The sequence below is a fragment of the Streptomyces fagopyri genome, assembly GCF_009498275.1.
GTDB lineage: Bacteria > Actinomycetota > Actinomycetes > Streptomycetales > Streptomycetaceae > Streptomyces > Streptomyces fagopyri.
Map to the genome: position 1 here is coordinate 2,367,149 of NZ_CP045643.1, position 17,041 is coordinate 2,384,189.

The 17,041-nt window shown below is 71.1% G+C and carries 18 protein-coding genes; 10 read left to right on the forward strand and 8 right to left on the reverse strand.

All coding sequences use genetic code 11. From position 1 onward, the window contains the following. Nucleotides 1-10: 10 nt before the first annotated feature. The 6 genes from GFH48_RS10130 to GFH48_RS10155 all read left to right on the forward strand — a co-directional run bounded on the left by GFH48_RS10130 (nucleotide 11) and on the right by GFH48_RS10155 (nucleotide 5,163). Nucleotides 11-1,219 carry a pyridoxal phosphate-dependent aminotransferase gene (locus GFH48_RS10130; RefSeq protein WP_153287946.1) on the forward strand — a complete coding sequence of 403 codons (1,209 nt, stop codon included), beginning with the start codon at nucleotides 11-13 and terminating at the stop codon, nucleotides 1,217-1,219. A 269-nt stretch (nucleotides 1,220-1,488) separates the two neighbouring features. After that, nucleotides 1,489-2,337, forward strand: a complete 849-nt coding sequence (locus tag GFH48_RS10135; RefSeq protein WP_153287947.1) for a helix-turn-helix domain-containing protein — start codon at nucleotides 1,489-1,491, stop codon at nucleotides 2,335-2,337. Further along, the gene (locus GFH48_RS10140) at nucleotides 2,334-2,534 is read left to right on the forward strand and encodes a DUF397 domain-containing protein (RefSeq protein ID WP_153287948.1); all 201 of its coding nucleotides are present in this window, start codon (nucleotides 2,334-2,336) and stop codon (nucleotides 2,532-2,534) included. The genes GFH48_RS10135 and GFH48_RS10140 overlap by 4 nt, the downstream gene beginning before the upstream one ends. Before the next feature lie 146 nt (nucleotides 2,535-2,680). After that, nucleotides 2,681-3,280, forward strand: a complete 600-nt coding sequence (locus GFH48_RS10145; RefSeq protein WP_153287949.1) for a histidine phosphatase family protein — start codon at nucleotides 2,681-2,683, stop codon at nucleotides 3,278-3,280. 49 nt (nucleotides 3,281-3,329) lie between these two features. Continuing rightward, a complete protein-coding gene (locus GFH48_RS10150; RefSeq protein ID WP_153287950.1) occupies nucleotides 3,330-3,989 on the forward strand; it encodes a hypothetical protein in 660 nt (219 codons plus the stop codon). 355 nt (nucleotides 3,990-4,344) lie between these two features. Continuing rightward, nucleotides 4,345-5,163 (forward strand): chitosanase, encoded by an 819-nt coding sequence (locus tag GFH48_RS10155; protein WP_153287951.1) that lies wholly within the window; start codon nucleotides 4,345-4,347, stop codon nucleotides 5,161-5,163. A 98-nt stretch (nucleotides 5,164-5,261) separates the two neighbouring features. Here GFH48_RS10155 and GFH48_RS10160 read toward each other — a convergent pair whose 3' ends face one another. From GFH48_RS10160 to GFH48_RS10190, 7 genes are all read right to left on the reverse strand, one after another. Next, the gene (locus tag GFH48_RS10160) at nucleotides 5,262-6,593 is read right to left on the reverse strand and encodes a nucleobase:cation symporter-2 family protein (RefSeq protein ID WP_153292831.1); all 1,332 of its coding nucleotides are present in this window, start codon (nucleotides 6,591-6,593) and stop codon (nucleotides 5,262-5,264) included. Between the two features lie 355 nt (nucleotides 6,594-6,948). After that, on the reverse strand, nucleotides 6,949-8,328 hold the full coding sequence (locus GFH48_RS10165; protein ID WP_153287952.1) for an 8-oxoguanine deaminase: 1,380 nt from the start codon (nucleotides 8,326-8,328) through the stop codon (nucleotides 6,949-6,951). Between the two features lie 127 nt (nucleotides 8,329-8,455). Continuing rightward, nucleotides 8,456-9,403 carry a factor-independent urate hydroxylase gene (gene pucL, locus GFH48_RS10170; protein WP_153287953.1) on the reverse strand — a complete coding sequence of 316 codons (948 nt, stop codon included), beginning with the start codon at nucleotides 9,401-9,403 and terminating at the stop codon, nucleotides 8,456-8,458. 7 nt (nucleotides 9,404-9,410) lie between these two features. After that, on the reverse strand, nucleotides 9,411-9,809 hold the full coding sequence (gene uraH / locus GFH48_RS10175) for a hydroxyisourate hydrolase (RefSeq protein ID WP_153287954.1): 399 nt from the start codon (nucleotides 9,807-9,809) through the stop codon (nucleotides 9,411-9,413). Next, nucleotides 9,806-10,321 (reverse strand): 2-oxo-4-hydroxy-4-carboxy-5-ureidoimidazoline decarboxylase, encoded by a 516-nt coding sequence (gene uraD / locus GFH48_RS10180; RefSeq protein WP_153287955.1) that lies wholly within the window; start codon nucleotides 10,319-10,321, stop codon nucleotides 9,806-9,808. The genes uraH and uraD overlap by 4 nt, the downstream gene beginning before the upstream one ends. 264 nt (nucleotides 10,322-10,585) lie before the next feature. Beyond that, nucleotides 10,586-10,954 (reverse strand): helix-turn-helix domain-containing protein, encoded by a 369-nt coding sequence (locus GFH48_RS10185; protein WP_153287956.1) that lies wholly within the window; start codon nucleotides 10,952-10,954, stop codon nucleotides 10,586-10,588. Continuing rightward, complete coding sequence (locus GFH48_RS10190; protein WP_153287957.1) at nucleotides 10,951-11,202, reverse strand: hypothetical protein; 252 nt, start codon at nucleotides 11,200-11,202, stop codon at nucleotides 10,951-10,953. The genes GFH48_RS10185 and GFH48_RS10190 overlap by 4 nt, the downstream gene beginning before the upstream one ends. 169 nt (nucleotides 11,203-11,371) lie before the next feature. On the opposite strand from GFH48_RS10190, the gene GFH48_RS10195 reads away from it, so the two are divergent. The 4 genes from GFH48_RS10195 to GFH48_RS10215 all read left to right on the forward strand — a co-directional run bounded on the left by GFH48_RS10195 (nucleotide 11,372) and on the right by GFH48_RS10215 (nucleotide 14,837). Continuing rightward, the gene (locus GFH48_RS10195; RefSeq protein WP_153287958.1) at nucleotides 11,372-12,229 is read left to right on the forward strand and encodes a TIM barrel protein; all 858 of its coding nucleotides are present in this window, start codon (nucleotides 11,372-11,374) and stop codon (nucleotides 12,227-12,229) included. Between the two features lie 44 nt (nucleotides 12,230-12,273). After that, complete coding sequence (locus GFH48_RS10200; protein ID WP_153287959.1) at nucleotides 12,274-13,164, forward strand: 2-hydroxy-3-oxopropionate reductase; 891 nt, start codon at nucleotides 12,274-12,276, stop codon at nucleotides 13,162-13,164. 650 nt (nucleotides 13,165-13,814) lie between these two features. Continuing rightward, on the forward strand, nucleotides 13,815-14,039 hold the full coding sequence (locus GFH48_RS10210) for a hypothetical protein (RefSeq protein WP_153287961.1): 225 nt from the start codon (nucleotides 13,815-13,817) through the stop codon (nucleotides 14,037-14,039). Between the two features lie 126 nt (nucleotides 14,040-14,165). Next, nucleotides 14,166-14,837, forward strand: coding sequence for a DUF2207 domain-containing protein (locus tag GFH48_RS10215; RefSeq protein ID WP_228120498.1), 672 nt, complete (start codon nucleotides 14,166-14,168; stop codon nucleotides 14,835-14,837). A gap of 208 nt (nucleotides 14,838-15,045) precedes the next feature. Here the strand turns inward: GFH48_RS10215 and gcl are convergent, their stop codons facing one another. Next, nucleotides 15,046-16,830 (reverse strand): glyoxylate carboligase, encoded by a 1,785-nt coding sequence (gene gcl / locus GFH48_RS10220; RefSeq protein ID WP_153287962.1) that lies wholly within the window; start codon nucleotides 16,828-16,830, stop codon nucleotides 15,046-15,048. Nucleotides 16,831-17,041 lie beyond the last annotated feature (211 nt).

The following is a 17,041-nucleotide window of genomic DNA, read 5'->3' on the forward strand; positions in this document are numbered from 1 at the left end:
GGCGCAGCGCATGGAGTTCCGGCAGTCCAGCAAACTCAGCGAGGTCTGTTACGAGATCCGCGGCCCGGTGATCGAGCACGCCGACGCACTGGAGGCGGCGGGCCACAGCGTGCTGCGCCTCAACACCGGCAACCCCGCGCTCTTCGGCTTCGAGGCGCCGGAGGAGATCCTCCAGGACATGATCCGGATGCTGCCCCAGGCGCACGGGTACACCGACTCGCGCGGTGTCCTCTCCGCCCGCCGGGCCGTCGCCCAGCGCTACCAGGAGCGCGGCCTGGAGGTGGACGTGGACGACGTCTTCCTCGGCAACGGCGTCTCCGAACTCGTCTCGATGGCCGTGCAGGCCCTGGTGGAGGACGGCGACGAAGTCCTCATCCCCGCGCCGGACTTCCCGCTCTGGACGGCCGTCACCACGCTCGCCGGCGGCAAGGCCGTGCACTACCTCTGCGACGAACAGTCCGACTGGTACCCGGACCTGGCCGACATGGCGTCGAAGATCACCGACCGGACGCGCGCCGTCGTCATCATCAACCCGAACAACCCCACCGGCGCCGTCTATCCGAAGGAGGTCATCGAAGGCATCCTCGATCTCGCCCGCCGGCACGGCCTGATGGTCTTCGCGGACGAGATCTACGACCAGATCCTCTACGACGACGCGGTCCACCACTCGGCCGCGGCGCTCGCCCCCGACCTGGTGGTCCTGACCTTCTGCGGCCTGTCGAAGACGTACCGGGTGGCGGGCTTCCGGTCGGGCTGGCTGGTGGTGACGGGTCCCAAGCAGCACGCCCGCAGCTATCTGGAGGGCCTGACGATGCTCGCCTCCATGCGACTGTGCGCCAACGCGCCCGCGCAGTACGCCATCCAGGCCGCGCTCGGCGGTCGCCAGTCCATCCACGAACTGACGGCGCCGGGCGGCAGGCTGCGCGAACAGCGCGACCGGGCCTGGGAGAAGCTCAACGAGATCCCGGGCGTCTCCTGCGTCAAGCCGAAGGGCGCGCTGTACGCGTTCCCGCGCATCGACCCCGAGGTGCACCGGATCCACGACGACGAGCGGTTCGTCCTGGACCTGCTGCTGCGCGAGAAGATCCAGGTCGTCCAGGGCACCGGCTTCAACTGGCCGCGCCCCGACCACTTCCGCATCCTCACCCTCCCGTACGCCGACGACCTGGACGCGGCGATCAGCCGGATCGGCCGGTTCCTGAGCGGGTACCGGCAGTAGCGGCGAGGCGGTGCGGTTCCCCTCGCAACCGTAGGACCAGCCCCACCTGTGCAGTTGGTCGGACGCGAGGAGGCGGGCCAGCCGGGCGCCTCTGCGGGTGGCCGACAGCCGCAGGGTGAAGTCGCGCGCGGGGGCGGCAATATCCACGTTCATGTCACTCAGCGTGTCCGATCGTCACTACGCTGAACAGCGACATCGACGGTACGCGGAGTCACTGTCCGGTCGCGCTCCGGCGCTGTCCGGCCCGCACCGCGTGGAGGGTGGGGGACATGGACGTCACGGCCAACGGGCCGCGGCCGGCCGACGGCAACGACGACGACTCGGCGGCCGTGCTGCGCACGGTGGGCAAGGTCATCAAGATGTGGCGCGAGCGGGCCGCGCTCAAGCAGTCCGAACTGGGCACCGCGATCGGGTACAGCGAGGAACAGGTGTCGTCCGTGGAGCGCGGACGACGGGCGCCCAGAAGGCAGTTCCTCGAAGCGGCGGACCATGCGCTCGGGGCGGCCGGAATGATCGCCGGACTGGCGAAGGACGTGGAGGAGGCCAGGTACCCGAAGAAGGTGCGGGATCTGGCGAAGCTGGAGGGTGAGTCGGTAGAGATCTGTGCCTACGACAACTCGGTCGTCAACGGGCTGCTGCAGACCGAGGAGTACATGCACACCGTGTTCGGCTCACGGCGTCCCGCGTTCTCCGAGGAGGAGCTGGAGCAACGCGTGGCCGCCCGCCTGGCACGTCAGACGATCATCGATCGCGAGCACACGCTCCCGGCGTTCAGTTTCGTCCAGGACGAGGCGAGCCTGCTCCGACCGATCGGAGGCAGACTGGTACTGCGCCGACAGCTCGAACGACTGCTGGAGGTAGGGCAGTTGCGGAACGTGGAGATCCAGGTGATGCCACTGGACCGGGAGGACAACGCCGGCCTCGGCGGTCCCTTCCATCTACTGCGACTCAAAGAAGGCGCCACTGTGGGGCACAACGAGGTTCAGCTCATCAGCCGGCTGATCTCGGACCCCAGGGAGATCCAGATCCTGGAACTCCGCTATGGGATCATCCGAGCCCAGGCTCTTGCGCCCGGGGAGTCTCTGACCTTCATCGAGAAAGCGCTGAGGGAGACATGACCACAAGCAGCTCCGCCCTGGAATGGTTCAAGAGCAGCCACAGCACCGACGACGGTCCCGCCTGCGTCGAAGTCGCGACCACGCCCGGCGCTGTCCACATACGCGACTCGAAGAACACCCCCGGCCCCCGCCTCGCCTTCACCCCGGACCACTGGACCGCCTTCGTCACCTTCGCCGCCACCTCGTCACCCTCCTGACGGCCACGCCCCACCGTGCGCGTCCGCGGAGTCGGAGGTCCGGGCTCGTAGCCTGTGACCGAGCTGGGGTCCTGGCCCGCCGGGCGGCCCCGGAGCGCGGGCCGTTCGGCCCGCGTGAACCTTCGGCGAGCAGAGGAACCACAAGCATGGGCGACCTCCTTCTCGTGCGGCACGGCGAGACCGAGTGGTCCTTGTCCGGGCGGCACACCGGATCGACCGACATCCCGCTGACCGAGCACGGCCGCGAGCAGGCGCGGCGGCTGGCCCCGCTGATCGCCTCGTACCACCTCTCCACGGCGTTCGTGAGCCCGATGCAGCGGGCGCGGGAGACCGCGCGGCTGGCCGGGGTCGAGGGCGCGCGGGTCGACGCGGATCTGTGCGAGTGGGACTACGGCGGGTACGAAGGGGTCACGACCGTGGAGATCCACCGGACCCGCCCCGACTGGTTCCTCTTCGACGACGGCGTGGCACCCGGCCCGACGGAGCACCCCGGGGAGAGCCCCGACCAGGTCGGAGCGCGCGCGGAACGGATGCTGGCCAAGATCGACGCGGCTCTCGCCGAGGCGCAGGGCAGCGTCGCCGTCTTCTCCCACGGACACTTCCTGCGCGTGCTGACGGCCCGCCGGCTGGGGCTGCCGGCCGAGGCCGGCGCGCTGTTCCAGCTGGCCACCGGGACCGTGAGCCGGCTGAGCACCGAGCACCGGCGGCATGTGGTGGCCGGCTGGAATGTCAGACCCTCCTCGTAGTCTTCGAGTGGGCCGATGCCGGTCCGGGCCCAAGGGGAAGGGGTGCGCCATGACACGACCGCCGACTGCCGCGCAGCGGCGTGTGATCGGCGCCGCCGACCCCACGACCGGGCGGCTGAGGGGCACGCAGGGCCAGCTCGCGGCGCTGGTGAACCGCGGGCTCGCCTTCCGGCACCCGCGTCCGCCGCACGACCACTTCCTGACGCCGGCCGGACATCGCGTGCGGGAGACGCCCGACGCACTCCCGGACGGCCCCGAGGCCGCGCCGCGGACCCCCGCCGCCCCGGCCGCCGAGGGCGGGGCGGGCGTGTTCGCCGCGCGGATCGGCGGCGAGGACGCCCCGGCCGGCGGCCCCTCCCGTACCCGTGAGGTGCGCAGCGCCTGGGCGGGGCTCCTGGAGCTGCGCCGGATGACGCATGCGGACGGCGCGGCGGACCGGCCGTGCGGATGGGAGCGTACGCATCTGGTGCAGGCGGCCGCGCTCGCCCTGGAGGCCGCCGGGCACCGCCCCGCGGGCGTGGACGCCGGAGACGGCGGCTACCGGGTACGGGCGACACCGCAGCCTGAGGCCGTCGCCGTTCACGAGCCCGGCCCCGAGGCGCTGCGGGCCTGCGCGGCCACCCTGGAGAAGGCGGGCTGGCAGACCGGCGAGTACACGGAGCCGCGTACAGGCGTGCGGTACGTGCTGGCGTCCCCCCGGCGCGTCTGAGGGCACTCCGGGCACCCGGTCCGCGCGCCGGCCGCGGGCCCGGGCGCCGTCCGGCCCGGGGCGGTGCCCGTCAGGGCCGTGCCGATGCTGACGGTGTGCACGACCGCCGGCACCGGAGACCGGAGTCCTGGCGGCACGCTCGCCCTGCCCGCGGTCGCGCCGGGCCCGTCCGCGACGCGCCCCCGCTTCCCCGTAAGACCTTCGATTGAGCGCCCAATTTGCCTACCTGTGCGCGTTGTTGGCCGAGAAGCGTCGCCAACTCACCTTCTCCTGACGGGTATGCGTCACGTCGAATCTCTGGTAGGAAACCTTCCTAACAGTAAGTGGACGTCTCACTCCCCTCATCGGAGGTACCGTGCACACCCCCCACATCCACACCTCACGACGCACTCTGCTCGCTCTGATCGGAGCCTCGCTGGTGGCGGTCCCGGTCCTCGCGGCCCAGTCCGCGAGCGGCGCCGCGGCCGTCGGCCTGGACGACCCGGCGAAGAAGGAGATCGCCATGAAGCTGGTCTCCAGCGCGGAGAACTCCTCGCTGGACTGGAAGGCGCAGTACAAGTACATCGAGGACATCGGCGACGGACGCGGCTACACGGCCGGGATCATCGGCTTCTGTTCCGGCACCGGTGACATGCTCGACCTCGTCGAGCTGTACACGCAGCGCAAGCCCGGCAACGTCCTCGCCAAGTACCTGCCCGCGCTGCGCGACGTGGACGGCAGCGACTCGCACCAGGGCCTGGACCCCGGTTTCCCGGCCGACTGGCGCAAGGCCGCCCAGGACACCGCGTTCCAGCAGGCCCAGAACGACGAGCGCGACCGTGTCTACTTCAACCCGGCGGTCCAGCGGGGCAAGGCCGACGGCATCGGTGTGCTCGGCCAGTTCACCTACTACGACGCCATCGTCATGCACGGCGACGGCACGGACAGCACCAGCTTCAGCAACATCCGCAAGCGGGCGCTGGCCAAGGCGAAGACCCCGGCCCAGGGCGGCGACGAGGTGACCTACCTCAACGCCTTCCTCGACGCCCGGGTCTGGGCGATGAAGCAGGAGGAGGCGCACTCCGACACCACCCGGGTCGACACCGAGCAGCGGGTGTTCGTCAAGAACCGGAACCTCAACCTGAACACACCGCTGGACTGGAAGGTGTACGGGGACAGTTACCACATCGGCTGACGGTCTCCCGGACGACGGCGCGGGGCGCGGCACTCGTGATGCCGCGCCCCGCGCGCGTCGCCTGGACGTCCCGGCGGCCGGCGGCGGCACCCGCGGGGTCAGCGGGCCGGGGCGGCCCTCAGGTCCTCGCCGGCCTCCATGGGGTGGGTGACCTCGCCCGCGTCACGCCGTCGGCCCCAGTGGTTGAAGACGAGGTTGAGGAGCACGGCGGTCACGCACCCCGTCGAGATCCCCGAGTCCAGGACGATCCGCGCGGTCTGCGGAAACGCGTGGTAGAAGTCCGGCGCGGTGATCGGGATGATGCCGACGGCCAGCGACACGGCCACGATCAGGACGTTGTTGTCCTTGTCCAGGCCGGCCCGTACGAGGGTCTGGATGCCGCTGGCGGCGACCGAACCGAAGAGGACCACACCCGCGCCGCCGAGCACCGGACGCGGTACGACCGCGATGAGTGAGGCCGCCGTCGGGCACAGGCCCATCAGGACCAGGAAGCCGCCGCCGGTGGCGACCACGTACCGGCTGCGGACGCGGGTCATCGCGACGAGGCCGATGTTCTGGGCGAAGGCGCTGCACATGAAGCCGTTGAAGAGCGGGCTGAGTGCGGAGCCGAGCGTGTCGGCCCGCAGGCCCGCCGCGATGGTCCGCTCGTCGGCCGGCCGCTCGACGATCTCGCCCAACGCCAGCATGTCCGCGGTCGATTCGGTCATCGAGACCACCATGACCACGCACAGCGAGAGGATCGCGGCGAGCTGGAACTGCGGGGCGCCGAAGTGGAACGGGGTCGGGAAGCCCACCACGTCCGCGTCGGCGACGGGAGCGAAGTCCGTGACGCCGAGAGGGATCGCGACGACTGTGCCGGCGACCAGGCCGAGCAGCACGGCGATCTGCTTGACGAAGCCGCGGGTGAGGCGGCGCAGCAGCAGCACGATCACGAGCGTCGTGGCGGCGAGGCCCAGAAAGGTCGGAGACCCGTAGTCGTGCGCCGCCGGGTCGGGGCCCTGCGCCCAGCCGAAGGCGACCGGCAGCAGTGAGACGCCGATGAGGGTGATGACGGACCCGGTGACGACGGGCGGGAAGAAGCGGACCGCCTTGCTGAAGAAGGGAGCGGCGACGAAGCCGAGGACGCCCGCGACGACGACCGCGCCGAAGATGACGGGCAGCGCGTCGCTCTTGTCCTTGGTGGAGGCGACGATCGCGGTCATGGGGGCGACACCGGCGAAGGTGACCCCGTTGACGAACGGCAGCCGGGCGCCGATCTTCCAGAGGCCGAGCGTCTGGAGGAAGGTGGCGAGGCCCGCGGTGAAGAGACACGCGCCGGTGAGGAAGGTCAGTTCGCCGCCGGAGAGTCCTGCGGCGGCGCCGACGATCAGAGGTGGGGCGACGACTCCCGCGTACATGGCGGCGACGTGCTGGAGACCGCCGGCGGCCATTCTCAGCGGCGGGAGTTTCTCGTCGACCGGGTGCTTCGACTCGTTGTGCGGTATTGCCTCGTTGCTGGAGGTCGATGGGGCGGTCACGGCGGCTCCTCCGGTCGGTTGCGCGTCGGCTCCGACGCGGGTGTCAGGGAGGTGGTGCGCGGTCGTGCGGGACCGGGACGACGGACGTCACGGGGAGAGCCCGTCCGGACGGCGGAGACCGTCGGGCGGCAGGGCGTCCGGTGACGGGGACCGCTCCGGTGGGCGCGCACGTCTGGGCGCGCCCACCGGAGACGGCCGCCACGGACCCCGCTCGGGTCCGTGGCCTCCGGCCGAGGGCCGTCCCCCTCGGCCGGAGATCCTCGGCTGCTCAGGCCCGCGCGGTGATCCTCGCGAGGCGCTGTGCCTGCGCCCGCGTGGAGCGGGCGACGGCGTCCTCGTCGACGTGCAGCAGCCGGCTGTTCTCGACGACCGGGAGGCCGCCTACGAGGGAGAGGGTGACCGGGGCCGCCGCGCCGAGGACCAGCGCGGTCACCGGGTCGGCGATCGAGGCGTGCGCGAGGGTGTCCAGTTTCCACAGCACGAGGTCGGCGAGCTTGCCCGGTTCCAGGGAGCCGATCTCCGCCGCCCTGCCGAGGACCTGGGCACCGCCGAAGGTGCCGAGCCGCAGCGCCTGCCGGGCGTTCAGGGCGGCTTCCCGGTGGGCGCCGAGCCGGTTGACGAGGAGGGCGTTGCGCAGCTCGGTGTGGAGTTCGCCGGACTCGTTGGAGGCGGTGCCGTCGACGCCGAGGCCGACCGGGACGCCGGCCGCGAGCATGTCGGGGACGCGTGCGATCCCGGCCGCCAGACGGGCGTTGGAGGAGGGACAGTGGGCGACACCCGTCCCGGTGCGGGCGAAGGCGGCGATGTCGGAGTCGTTCATGTGGACGCAGTGGGCCATCCACACGTCCTCGCCGAGCCAGCCCGTGGACTCGAAGTAGTCGGTCGGCCCCATCCCGAACAGTTCCTTGCAGAACTGCTCCTCCTCGACGGTCTCGGAACCGTGCGTGTGCAGTCGTACGCCCTTACGCCGGGCCAACTCCGCGCCCTGCGTGAGGAGTTCGGTGGAGACGGAGAACGGCGAGCAGGGGGCGACGGCGATCTGCGTCATGGCGCCGAAGGACGCGTCGTGGTGCTCGTCGACGGTCGCCTCGGTGGCCGCGAGGGCGCCGTCGAGGGTCTCCACGGCGAAGTCCGGGGGCAGGCCGCCGTCCTTCTCGCTGCGGTCCATGGAGCCGCGGGCCAGGGTGAAGCGGACACCCGTCTCGCGGGCGGCCCGGATGATCGCGCCGGACAGGTCTCCGGTGCCCTTCGGGAAGACGTAGTGGTGGTCCATGGCGGTGGTGACACCGCCGCGGGCCATCATCGCGAGGGAACCCTGCGCGGCGGCGTACACCATCTGCTCGTCGATGCGCGCCCAGGTCGGGTACAGCGCGACGAGCCAGTCGAAGAGGTTGTGGTCGGTGGCCAGCCCGCGGGTGATCCACTGGTAGAAGTGGTGGTGGGTGTTGACCAGGCCGGGTGTGGCCAGGTGGCCGGTGCCGTCGATGCGGCGGACCACGTTCTCCAGCCCCTCGGGGGCCCTGCCCGCGCCGAGGGACTCGATGCGGTCGCCGGCGACGACGACGTGTCCGGTGGCGTACTCGGTGTCGTCGGCGTCGACGGTCGCGATCGCGCAGTTCTCGATGACGATGCGCTGGACTGCTGCCATGATGCGTCCTTTTCGCTCTGTGGAGAGGGCACGGCAGGACCCCAGGAGGTTTGAGTGCCGCGGCCGCCTGCGCCACGGGTGCCGATGGAGAGGGGTGCCCCGGTTCGGCCGGGGGCACCGGCGGAGGTCAGAGGTTGGTGAGGTCCACGGGGATGCGCGGCTCGCAGCCGTCACGCAGGACGGTGGCCTCGATCAGCCCGTAGGGACGGTCGGCCGCGTAGTAGACCTCGTTGTCGTTCTCCAGCCCGAACGGCTTCAGGTCCACCAGGAAGTGGTGCTTGTTCGGGAGGGAGAAGCGGACCTCGTCGATCTCGCTCCGGTTGTCGATGATGCGCGCGCCCATCTGGTAAAGGGTCTGCTGCAGCGACAGCGAGTACGTCTCCGCGAAGGCCTGGAGCAGATGCTTCCTGACCTGGTCGTAGGACTTCTCCCAGTCGGGCGTCCTCCGCTCGTCACCACTCCAGTTGAAGCGCCAGCGGGCGGCGACCTGGGTCGCCAGGATGCGGTCGTACGCCTCGGGCAGCGTCGTGTACTTGTCCTTGACGAAGCCCCAGAACTCGGAGTTCGTCGAGTTCAGCACGACGAGGTCCTTCAGCCCCGAGACGACCTCCCAGGTGTCACCGTCGAAGGTGATCTGGGTGACGCGGGTCTCCTGGCCCTTGCGCACGAAGGAGTGCTGGGCCTCACCGGCGCCGGTCGGCCCGGAGCCGTCGTCCCGGGCCCCGATGCGCTCCCAGGCGTACTCCTCGATCCGGACGCGCGCCGTGCGGATCGGCTCCTGGCTGGTCACGAAGTGCCGGGCGAGATGGATGCCGAACTGCTCGGCGGACTCGATGCCGTGTTCCTTGGCGAAGGCGTACACCGTGTTCTTGGTGGTGTCCGTCGGCAGGACGTTGGCGTTCGAGCCGGAGTAGTGGACCTCTTCCATGTCGCCGCTCAGCGCCACGGACACGTTGAGGTCCTTGATGTGATGGGTGTCGCCCTCGCGCGTGATCCTGACGACCCGGTTCTCGGCCTTGCCGTACTGGTTCTGCCCCAGGACCACAGGGCGCGCGGGTCGGGAGTTGTCCGTCATGTGTCTGCTAGCTCCCTCGGTAAACGGAGTAGCCGAACGGGTTGAGCAGCAGCGGTACGTGGTAATGCTCGCCCGGCGTCACGGCGAAGGTGATCGCCACCTCGGGGAAGAACACTCCGCTCGTGCCGCTGTCCCGGTTCGCGGGGGCGTCCTGCTGCGCATCGGCTTGCTTCTTCTCGAAGTACGCCTCGACCTCGAAGTCGAGCCGTACGTGGGTCGTGCCTTCCGGCGGCGCCGGCAGGTCCTTGCACCGGCCGTCCGCGTCGGTCGCGGAGCCGCCGAGCGGGCGCCAGCCGGCGTCGCGGCCGGCGCGGGCCGCCAGCCGTACGGCGACGCCCCCGGCGGGGCGGCCGGCGCTGGTGTCCAGGACGTGCGTGGACACGGAAGCGGTGGTGTCGGTACTCATACCTCTTCTTCCTCCAGGAGCCGGCCGAGGCGGATGCGGTTGATCGCCGTCAGTTCGGCGCGGACGATCTCGTACTCCTGCTCCGGTGCGTTGCCGAGGCGTTCCTCGACCGCGTCGCGCATCTGCTCGCCGGTCCGGCCGGTGGCGCGGATGAGGAAGACGTGGCCGAACTTCTCCTGGTAGGCCAGGTTCAGTTCGAGCATCCGCGCCCTGAGTTCCTCCGGGGCCCCCGCCATGCCGCGCTGCTCCCGGGAGGAGGTCGGGTCACCCGGTTCCGGCCGCCCGATCGGCGGGTGCCCCGCCATCGCCTCCGCCAGGTCCGCCGCGGAGAGTTTGGCCATGACGGCGTCACTCGCGGCGAGGAGGGCGTCGGGGGTGGCGTACGGTCGCCGGGCGAGCAGGCCGCGCGCCCAGGCCGCCGAGGCACACACCTCGACGAGTGCCGCGTGGGCCGTCCGCTCCTCCAGGGCATTGAACCGGGCGAGACCACCGGGTGTCGTACTCGACGTCACGGGATGCCTCCGTGGCCTTGTGCTGGACGGGCTGCGGACAGCTAACGCCCTCGAAAACACCACGTCAACACTTTGTTGAAAAATCCGGGTAACAAAAACCGCCGTCCGGGTGATCCGGACGACGGCGCTCCCAGGGTGGCCCGACGGACCGGGAGAGAAGGGCCCGAGGAGCCCCCTGACCTGCACGTCCGCACGGGCCGGGCGCCGGCTTCCGCCGGGGCCGTCCGCCCCCTCGGGCCTACGGGGCTCCCTCCCGGGCTCCCCTCAGACCTGCTTCTCGCGGTTCAGGTAGTTGTAGACGGTGAAGCGGCTCACCCCGAGGGCGCTCGCCACGGTCTCCACCCCGTGCCGCACCGAGAAGGCCCCGCGCGCCTCCAGTACCCGTACGACCTCCTGCTTGGCCCTGCGGTCGAGTTCGGCCAGGGGCTTGCCCTGCTTGCGCTCCAGGGCCGCCAGGATGTGATCGAGCGAGTCGGCCAGTTGCGGCAGGCGTACGGCGACCACGTCCGCGCCCTCCCAGGAGAGCACGACGTCGTCGGGTCCGGCCTCGCCCGGCGCCAGCATCTCGCCGCCCATGGCGTCGACCAGCGGCTTGACCGCCGCGACGAAGGGATCGCCCCCGGTACCGGTCACTTGCCGCCCTCCCCGACGACGTTCACCTGCAACGAGACCCGCGTGGCACCCGCGGCCAGAGCCTTGCGCAGCAGCGCGTCGACCGCGTCGAGCACGGCATCGGCCCCGCCCTCCGCGGTGTTGCCGAACGGGCCGACGTCCACGGCGTCCAGCGCGGCCGCCTCGATGACCTCGCGGGCGACCAGCGCGTGCGGGGGTGCCTCGTCCAGGTCGAAGGGCTCGGTCGTGAACTCCACTCTCAATCGCACCCGCTCAACCTACTGCTCGGCGTCGATTTTCCGGCAGCCCCCTCTTGACAACCCCGGAACCTCGACGGCAATCTTCCATTAAGCAGAAATGAACTTCCGCAATACGGAATTAAGTGGGCCGGGGCGGGCACCGGCCGAACCTGTCGATACGGAAGGGGGCGCCGAGTCCATGACCGGTTTCGCATCGAGCACAGCCGCGGAGCAGCGCTTCAACGTCAACCTGTCGATCCTCTTCACGGAACTCCCGCTCCTGGAGCGCCCCGCGGCCGCCGCGGCGGCCGGCTTCACCGCGGTCGAACTGTGGTGGCCCTGGGTCGACTCCCCCACCCCCGCACCCGGCGAACTCGCCGCCCTGAAGCGGGCGATCGAGGACGCGGGCGTCCGGCTGACGGGCCTCAACCTCTACGCCGGGCGGCTGCCCGGTCCCGACCGGGGCGCGCTGTCGATCCCCGGCGAGGAGTCGGAGAGGTTCCGCGCCAACATCGAGGTGGCGGCGGACTTCGCGCGGTCGCTGGGCTGCGGGGCGCTCAACGCCCTGTACGGCAACCGCGTCGAGGGCGTGGACCCGGCCGAGCAGGACGCGCTCGCGCTGGAGAACCTGGTCCTGGCTGCGCGGGCGGCCGACCGGATCGGCGCGGTCCTGCTGATCGAGACACTCAACAGGCCCGAGTCACCGGACTATCCACTGGTGAGCGCCGCGGCCGGCGTAGCCGTCGTCGACAGGGTCAACGAGGCGACCGGCCTCGGCAACGCCAGGTTCCTCATGGACCTCTACCACCTGTCCATGAACGGCGAGGACCTGCCGCAGGTGATCTCCGCGCACGCCGGGAAGACCGGCCATGTGCAGATCGCCGACAACCCCGGCCGCGGCGCGCCGGGCACCGGCACGCTCCCGCTGGAGGAGCTCATCGGGCAACTGCGCGAGGCCGGTTACGACGGCTGGGTCGGCCTGGAGTACAAGCCGGGCGACCGCCCGAGCGCCGAGGCCTTCGACTGGCTGCCCGCCGAAGCCCGGGCCGCCCGCTGAGCGGCACCCCACCGACGTAGCAGAGAAGCCAGAAAGGCACCCTCATGAGCAAACTCCCGAAGGTCGCGTGGATCGGGCTCGGCATCATGGGCTCCCCCATGTCGGAGAACCTGATCAAGGCCGGGTACGACGTCACCGGGTTCACCCTGGAGGAGGACAAGCTGGAGCGGCTGGCGGCGGCCGGCGGCACGGCGGCGGGGTCGATCGCCGAGGCCGTACGCGACGCCGACGTGGTGATCACGATGGTGCCCGCCTCCCCGCAGGTCGAGGCCATCGCGTACGGGCCCGACGGCATCCTGGAGAACGCGCGGTCCGGAGCGCTGCTCGTCGACATGTCGTCCATCACCCCGCGGACCTCCGTGGACCTCGCGAAGGCCGCCGCCGCGAAGGGGATCCGCGTCCTCGACGCCCCGGTGTCCGGTGGTGAGGCCGGCGCCGTCGAGGCCGTGCTGTCCATCATGGTCGGCGGGGAGCAGAGCGACTTCGACGCGGCCGAGCCGCTCTTCGAGGCGCTCGGCCGGACCATCGTGCTGTGCGGTCCGCACGGCTCGGGCCAGACCGTGAAGGCCGCCAACCAGCTGATCGTCGCCGTGAACATCCAGGCGTGCGCGGAGGCCGTGGTGTTCCTGGAGAAGTCGGGCGTGGACCTGAGGGCCGCGCTCGACGTGCTGAACGGCGGCCTGGCCGGCTCGACCGTGCTGACGCGCAAGAAGGACAACTTCCTCGGCCGCGACTTCAAGCCGGGCTTCCGTGTCGACCTGCACCACAAGGACATGGGCATCGTCACCGACGCCGCCCGCACCGTGGGCGCCGCGCTGCCGGTCGGCTCCGTGGTCGCCCAACTGGTGGCCTCGCTGCGCGCGCAGGGGGACGGCGGCCTGGACCACTCGGCCCTGCTGCGGGCCGTCGAGCGGCTCTCCGGCGCGCGGCTCTGAGACTTCCGGGCGGTACCGCCGCCGACACCTGTCCTGTCGCGCCCAGGCGGTGGCACCGTCCGGAACCCGCTTCACCGGACCCATGGACGTCCATGGACCGCGCACCCGTGCTCCACGCGGCGAACGGCCCACACGGGTCCACGTCGGCGAGAAGAACCTCGCCCACTTCCACCCGGCCGCCCCGTCCTACGGCGGCCGTGTGACGGAGGCGGTCCGCGCCGCACGCGAGGACCGAGCCTCTGCTCCAGCCGCCCGAGGCGGCGTTGGACCCGGATGAGGGGTGATCCAGCGCTGTCCGGGCAGAACCGGGACCGCGGCGGTACGCGAGCCAGTGCGGTGGTCGAGGTTCCGGAGCCCCTTCCCGACCTGAGGGAAGGACGCCCCGGACCCGTCGCGTCCGCCGCGGTCCCACCCCACCCCACCCTCCGGGAGCGGCCTCCCTCTCCACGACCCCCGGACGGCGGTGGGGCCGAAGCTCCGTCCGGCGGCGCGACCGCGCTGTCACGCCCAGCCTCGCGCCGTCGGACGGCCACCACCTCACGCCCGACCCGCCAGGGAGCACCCGGTACGGGACCTTCACCCTCGCCCGTGTCCGGCGCTCCCGGGTGCGTCGGCGTGCGTGTCCGCCCCGCCGGCAGCAGCCTTGGGGCATGGACTATCCACAGATCGTTGTGCACGCCCCGGGGCTGGACGGGTCGCGGCGGGTCACCACCGGGGACGAGACGCTCGGTATCGCCTATCACCTCGACGACGTCGTCGAGATCCTGCGGCGGGCGGACCTGGACGAGACCGAGGTCGAGAAGAGCGACATCATCGACTGGCAGGGCGGCGGCCCGGACGACTGGCCGGGGCTGTCGGAGCACCCGTCCGAATGACGGCCGGCTCCGCGCACCCCCCGGATACGCCACCGGACGTACGTCACCTACGGAACCCTCAAATCAAGCTCTGAACAACGCTCCGGGGGCTTCACTCCACCCCTTACGAGGGCACATTCTCGGCACATGAGGCCCGCCGGCACGGGGGCGGCGGGCCTCATGGCGGGAGTGGAACGGGGGGCGGCCATGGGCGACGGCATGTCGGAGGAACCGGATCCGTATGCCGTCGCCCTGGTGCGTGTCGGACCCCGCGCCGCCGTGACGGTCGCGGTGCTCGCCCTGCGTCTGCGGGGCGCGGTCGAAGCCGGCCGGCCGGGCACGATGCGGACCTCACGGGCGCCCGCACCCACGGGACATCCGCCGGAGCGGTCGGCGCACCCGCTGGAGCGGGCGGTGCACGCGTCCCTCTACCGCCCCGCGGGCATGGTCGAGTTGCTGCGGCGCACCCGTGTACGACAGTCGCTCGCGCAGTTGCGGACCGAGCTGTCCGAAGCAGGCACGTTGCGGACCTTTCCTCCCGGCCCCACGCTCGCCGCCCGGCGCCTGCTCAGGCGGACACGGGCCGAACGGCCGCTGCCCACCGGCAGGGAGGGTCTCTCGCGGCACGACGTGCTCCTCGCGGTCGCGCTCCACGGCGCCGCGGCCCTCACCCTCCTGGAGCCGCGCTTCGCCGTGGACGCGGGACTGGTGGGGCGCGGCGGCACGGCCGACAAGGGGTTGCTGCCGCATTCCTGGGGCGGCGGGTGCGGCGGCGGCTACACCGACGGCGGCGGCGGCTCGGACCCGGGATCCGGCTGATCGACCTGATCGACCTGATCCGTCCGATCCGCCTGGTCCGTCCGACCCGCTTGGCCTGTCTGGCCGGCCCGACCCCTCAGACCCGTCCGAACATCCCGCGCAAGAAGCCGAGTTCGTCCTTCGGGGGTCGCTACGGCGACGGCCCCGCCTCCGGACACGGAAGGCGGGGCCGTACGGTGCGCGCGGGCGCCGGACGACGCTGCGGGGGTCAGACCTTCAGCGTCCTGATCGAGGTCGGCGCGTGGGCCGGTTCGGTCGCGATCTCCTCGAACTCCACGACGTTGCCGATGTCGTTCGTCGTCGACATGGAGATGTTCGTGACCCGCTCCAGGATCACCTCGACGACCACGGGCACCCGGAACTCCGCTGCGAGCTTCTTGGCCTGTTCGAAGGCGGCGCCCAGGTCGGCCGGGTCGGTGACCCGGATCGCCTTGCAGCCGAGGCCCTCGACGACCTTGACGTGGTCCACTCCGTAGACGCCGAGTTCGGGCGAGTTGATGTTCTCGAACTCCAGCTTGACCTGGAAGTCGATGTCGAACGCCCGCTGCGCCTGCCGGATGAGGCCCAGGTAGGAGTTGTTCACCAGGACATGGACGTACGGAATCCGGTGCTGGGCGCCGACGGCCAGTTCCTCGATCATGAACTGGAAGTCGTAGTCGCCGGAGAGGGCGACCACGGGGGCCTCCGGGTCGGCCGTGGCGACGCCGAGCGCGGCCGGAACGGTCCAGCCCAGCGGGCCCGCCTGGCCGCAGTTGATCCAGTGCCGGGGCCGGTAGACGTGCAGCATCTGGGCGCCTGCGATCTGTGAGAGGCCGATGGTCGAGACGTACCGGGTCTCCGGTCCGAAGGCCTTGTTCATCTCCTCGTAGACGCGCTGCGGCTTGATGGGGATGTCGTCGAAGTGCGTACGGCGCTGGAGGGTGGCCCGGCGCTCCTGCGCGGCGGCGGCCCACGCGGACCGGTCGGGCAGGCGCCCCGCGGTCTTCAACTCCCCTGCCACCTCGACGAACAGCTCCAGCGCGGCCTTCGCGTCGGAGGCGATCCCGTAGTCCGGTGCGAAGATCCTGCCGATCTGGGTGGGCTCGATGTCGACGTGGACGAACGTGCGGCCCGCCGTGTAGACGTCCAGCCTGCCGGTGTGGCGGTTGGCCCACCGGTTGCCGATGCCGAGGACGAAGTCGGACTCCAGGAAGGTCGCGTTGCCGTAGCGGTGCGAGGTCTGCAGGCCGACCATGCCGGCGTTCAACTCGTGGTCGTCGGGCAGGACACCCCAGCCCATGAGCGTCGGGACGACCGGAATGCCCGTCAACTCCGCGAACCGCACGAGAAGTTGTGAGGCGTCCGCGTTGATGACACCGCCGCCGGCGACGATCAGCGGGCGCTCGGACTCGCCCAGGAGGGTGAGCGCCTTCTCGATCTGCGCGCGGGTGGCGGTGGGCCGGTACGCCCGCAGCGGCCCGTACGTCTCGGGGTCGAACTCGATCTCCGTCTGCTGGACGTCGACGGGCAGGTCGATGAGGACCGGGCCCGGACGGCCCGAGCGCATGAGGTGGAAGGCCTGCTGGAAGACGCCGGGGACCTGTGCGGCCTCCAGGACGGTGACGGCCATCTTGGTGACGGGCCCCGCGATCGAGGCGATGTCGACGGCCTGGAAGTCCTCTTTGTGGATCACGGCGGTCGGGGCCTGGCCCGTGACGCACAGGATCGGGATCGAGTCGCCGAGGGCGGAGTAGAGCCCGGTGATCATGTCCGTGCCGGCCGGTCCGGACGTACCGACGCACACCCCGATGTTGCCCGGGCGGGTCCGGGTGTAGCCCTCCGCCATGTGCGAGGCGCCCTCGACGTGCCGGGCGAGCGTGTGGCTGATCCCGCCGGCCGCCAGCAGGGCCGCGTAGAAGGGGTTGATCGCCGCACCCGGGACGCCGAACGCGTTGCTGACGCCCTCGCGCTTGAGGATCTCGACTGCCGCGCGGGCAGCGGTCATACGAGCCATGGAGTACTCCTGCTTCGGCTGTCGGATTCGCGCTCCGTCGCGCCCCGCGGAGAGCTGGTGATTCCGTAGGTGGTCCGTGGATGACTTCGCGTTCCGTTCCGCATACCGACTTCACGATATTCCGTATTACGGAAACTAACTTCTACTATCTGGAAGCAATGTAGGTGGCGTGCCAGAACGCGTCAAGGGCGGCCACCGGGCGGGGACCCTC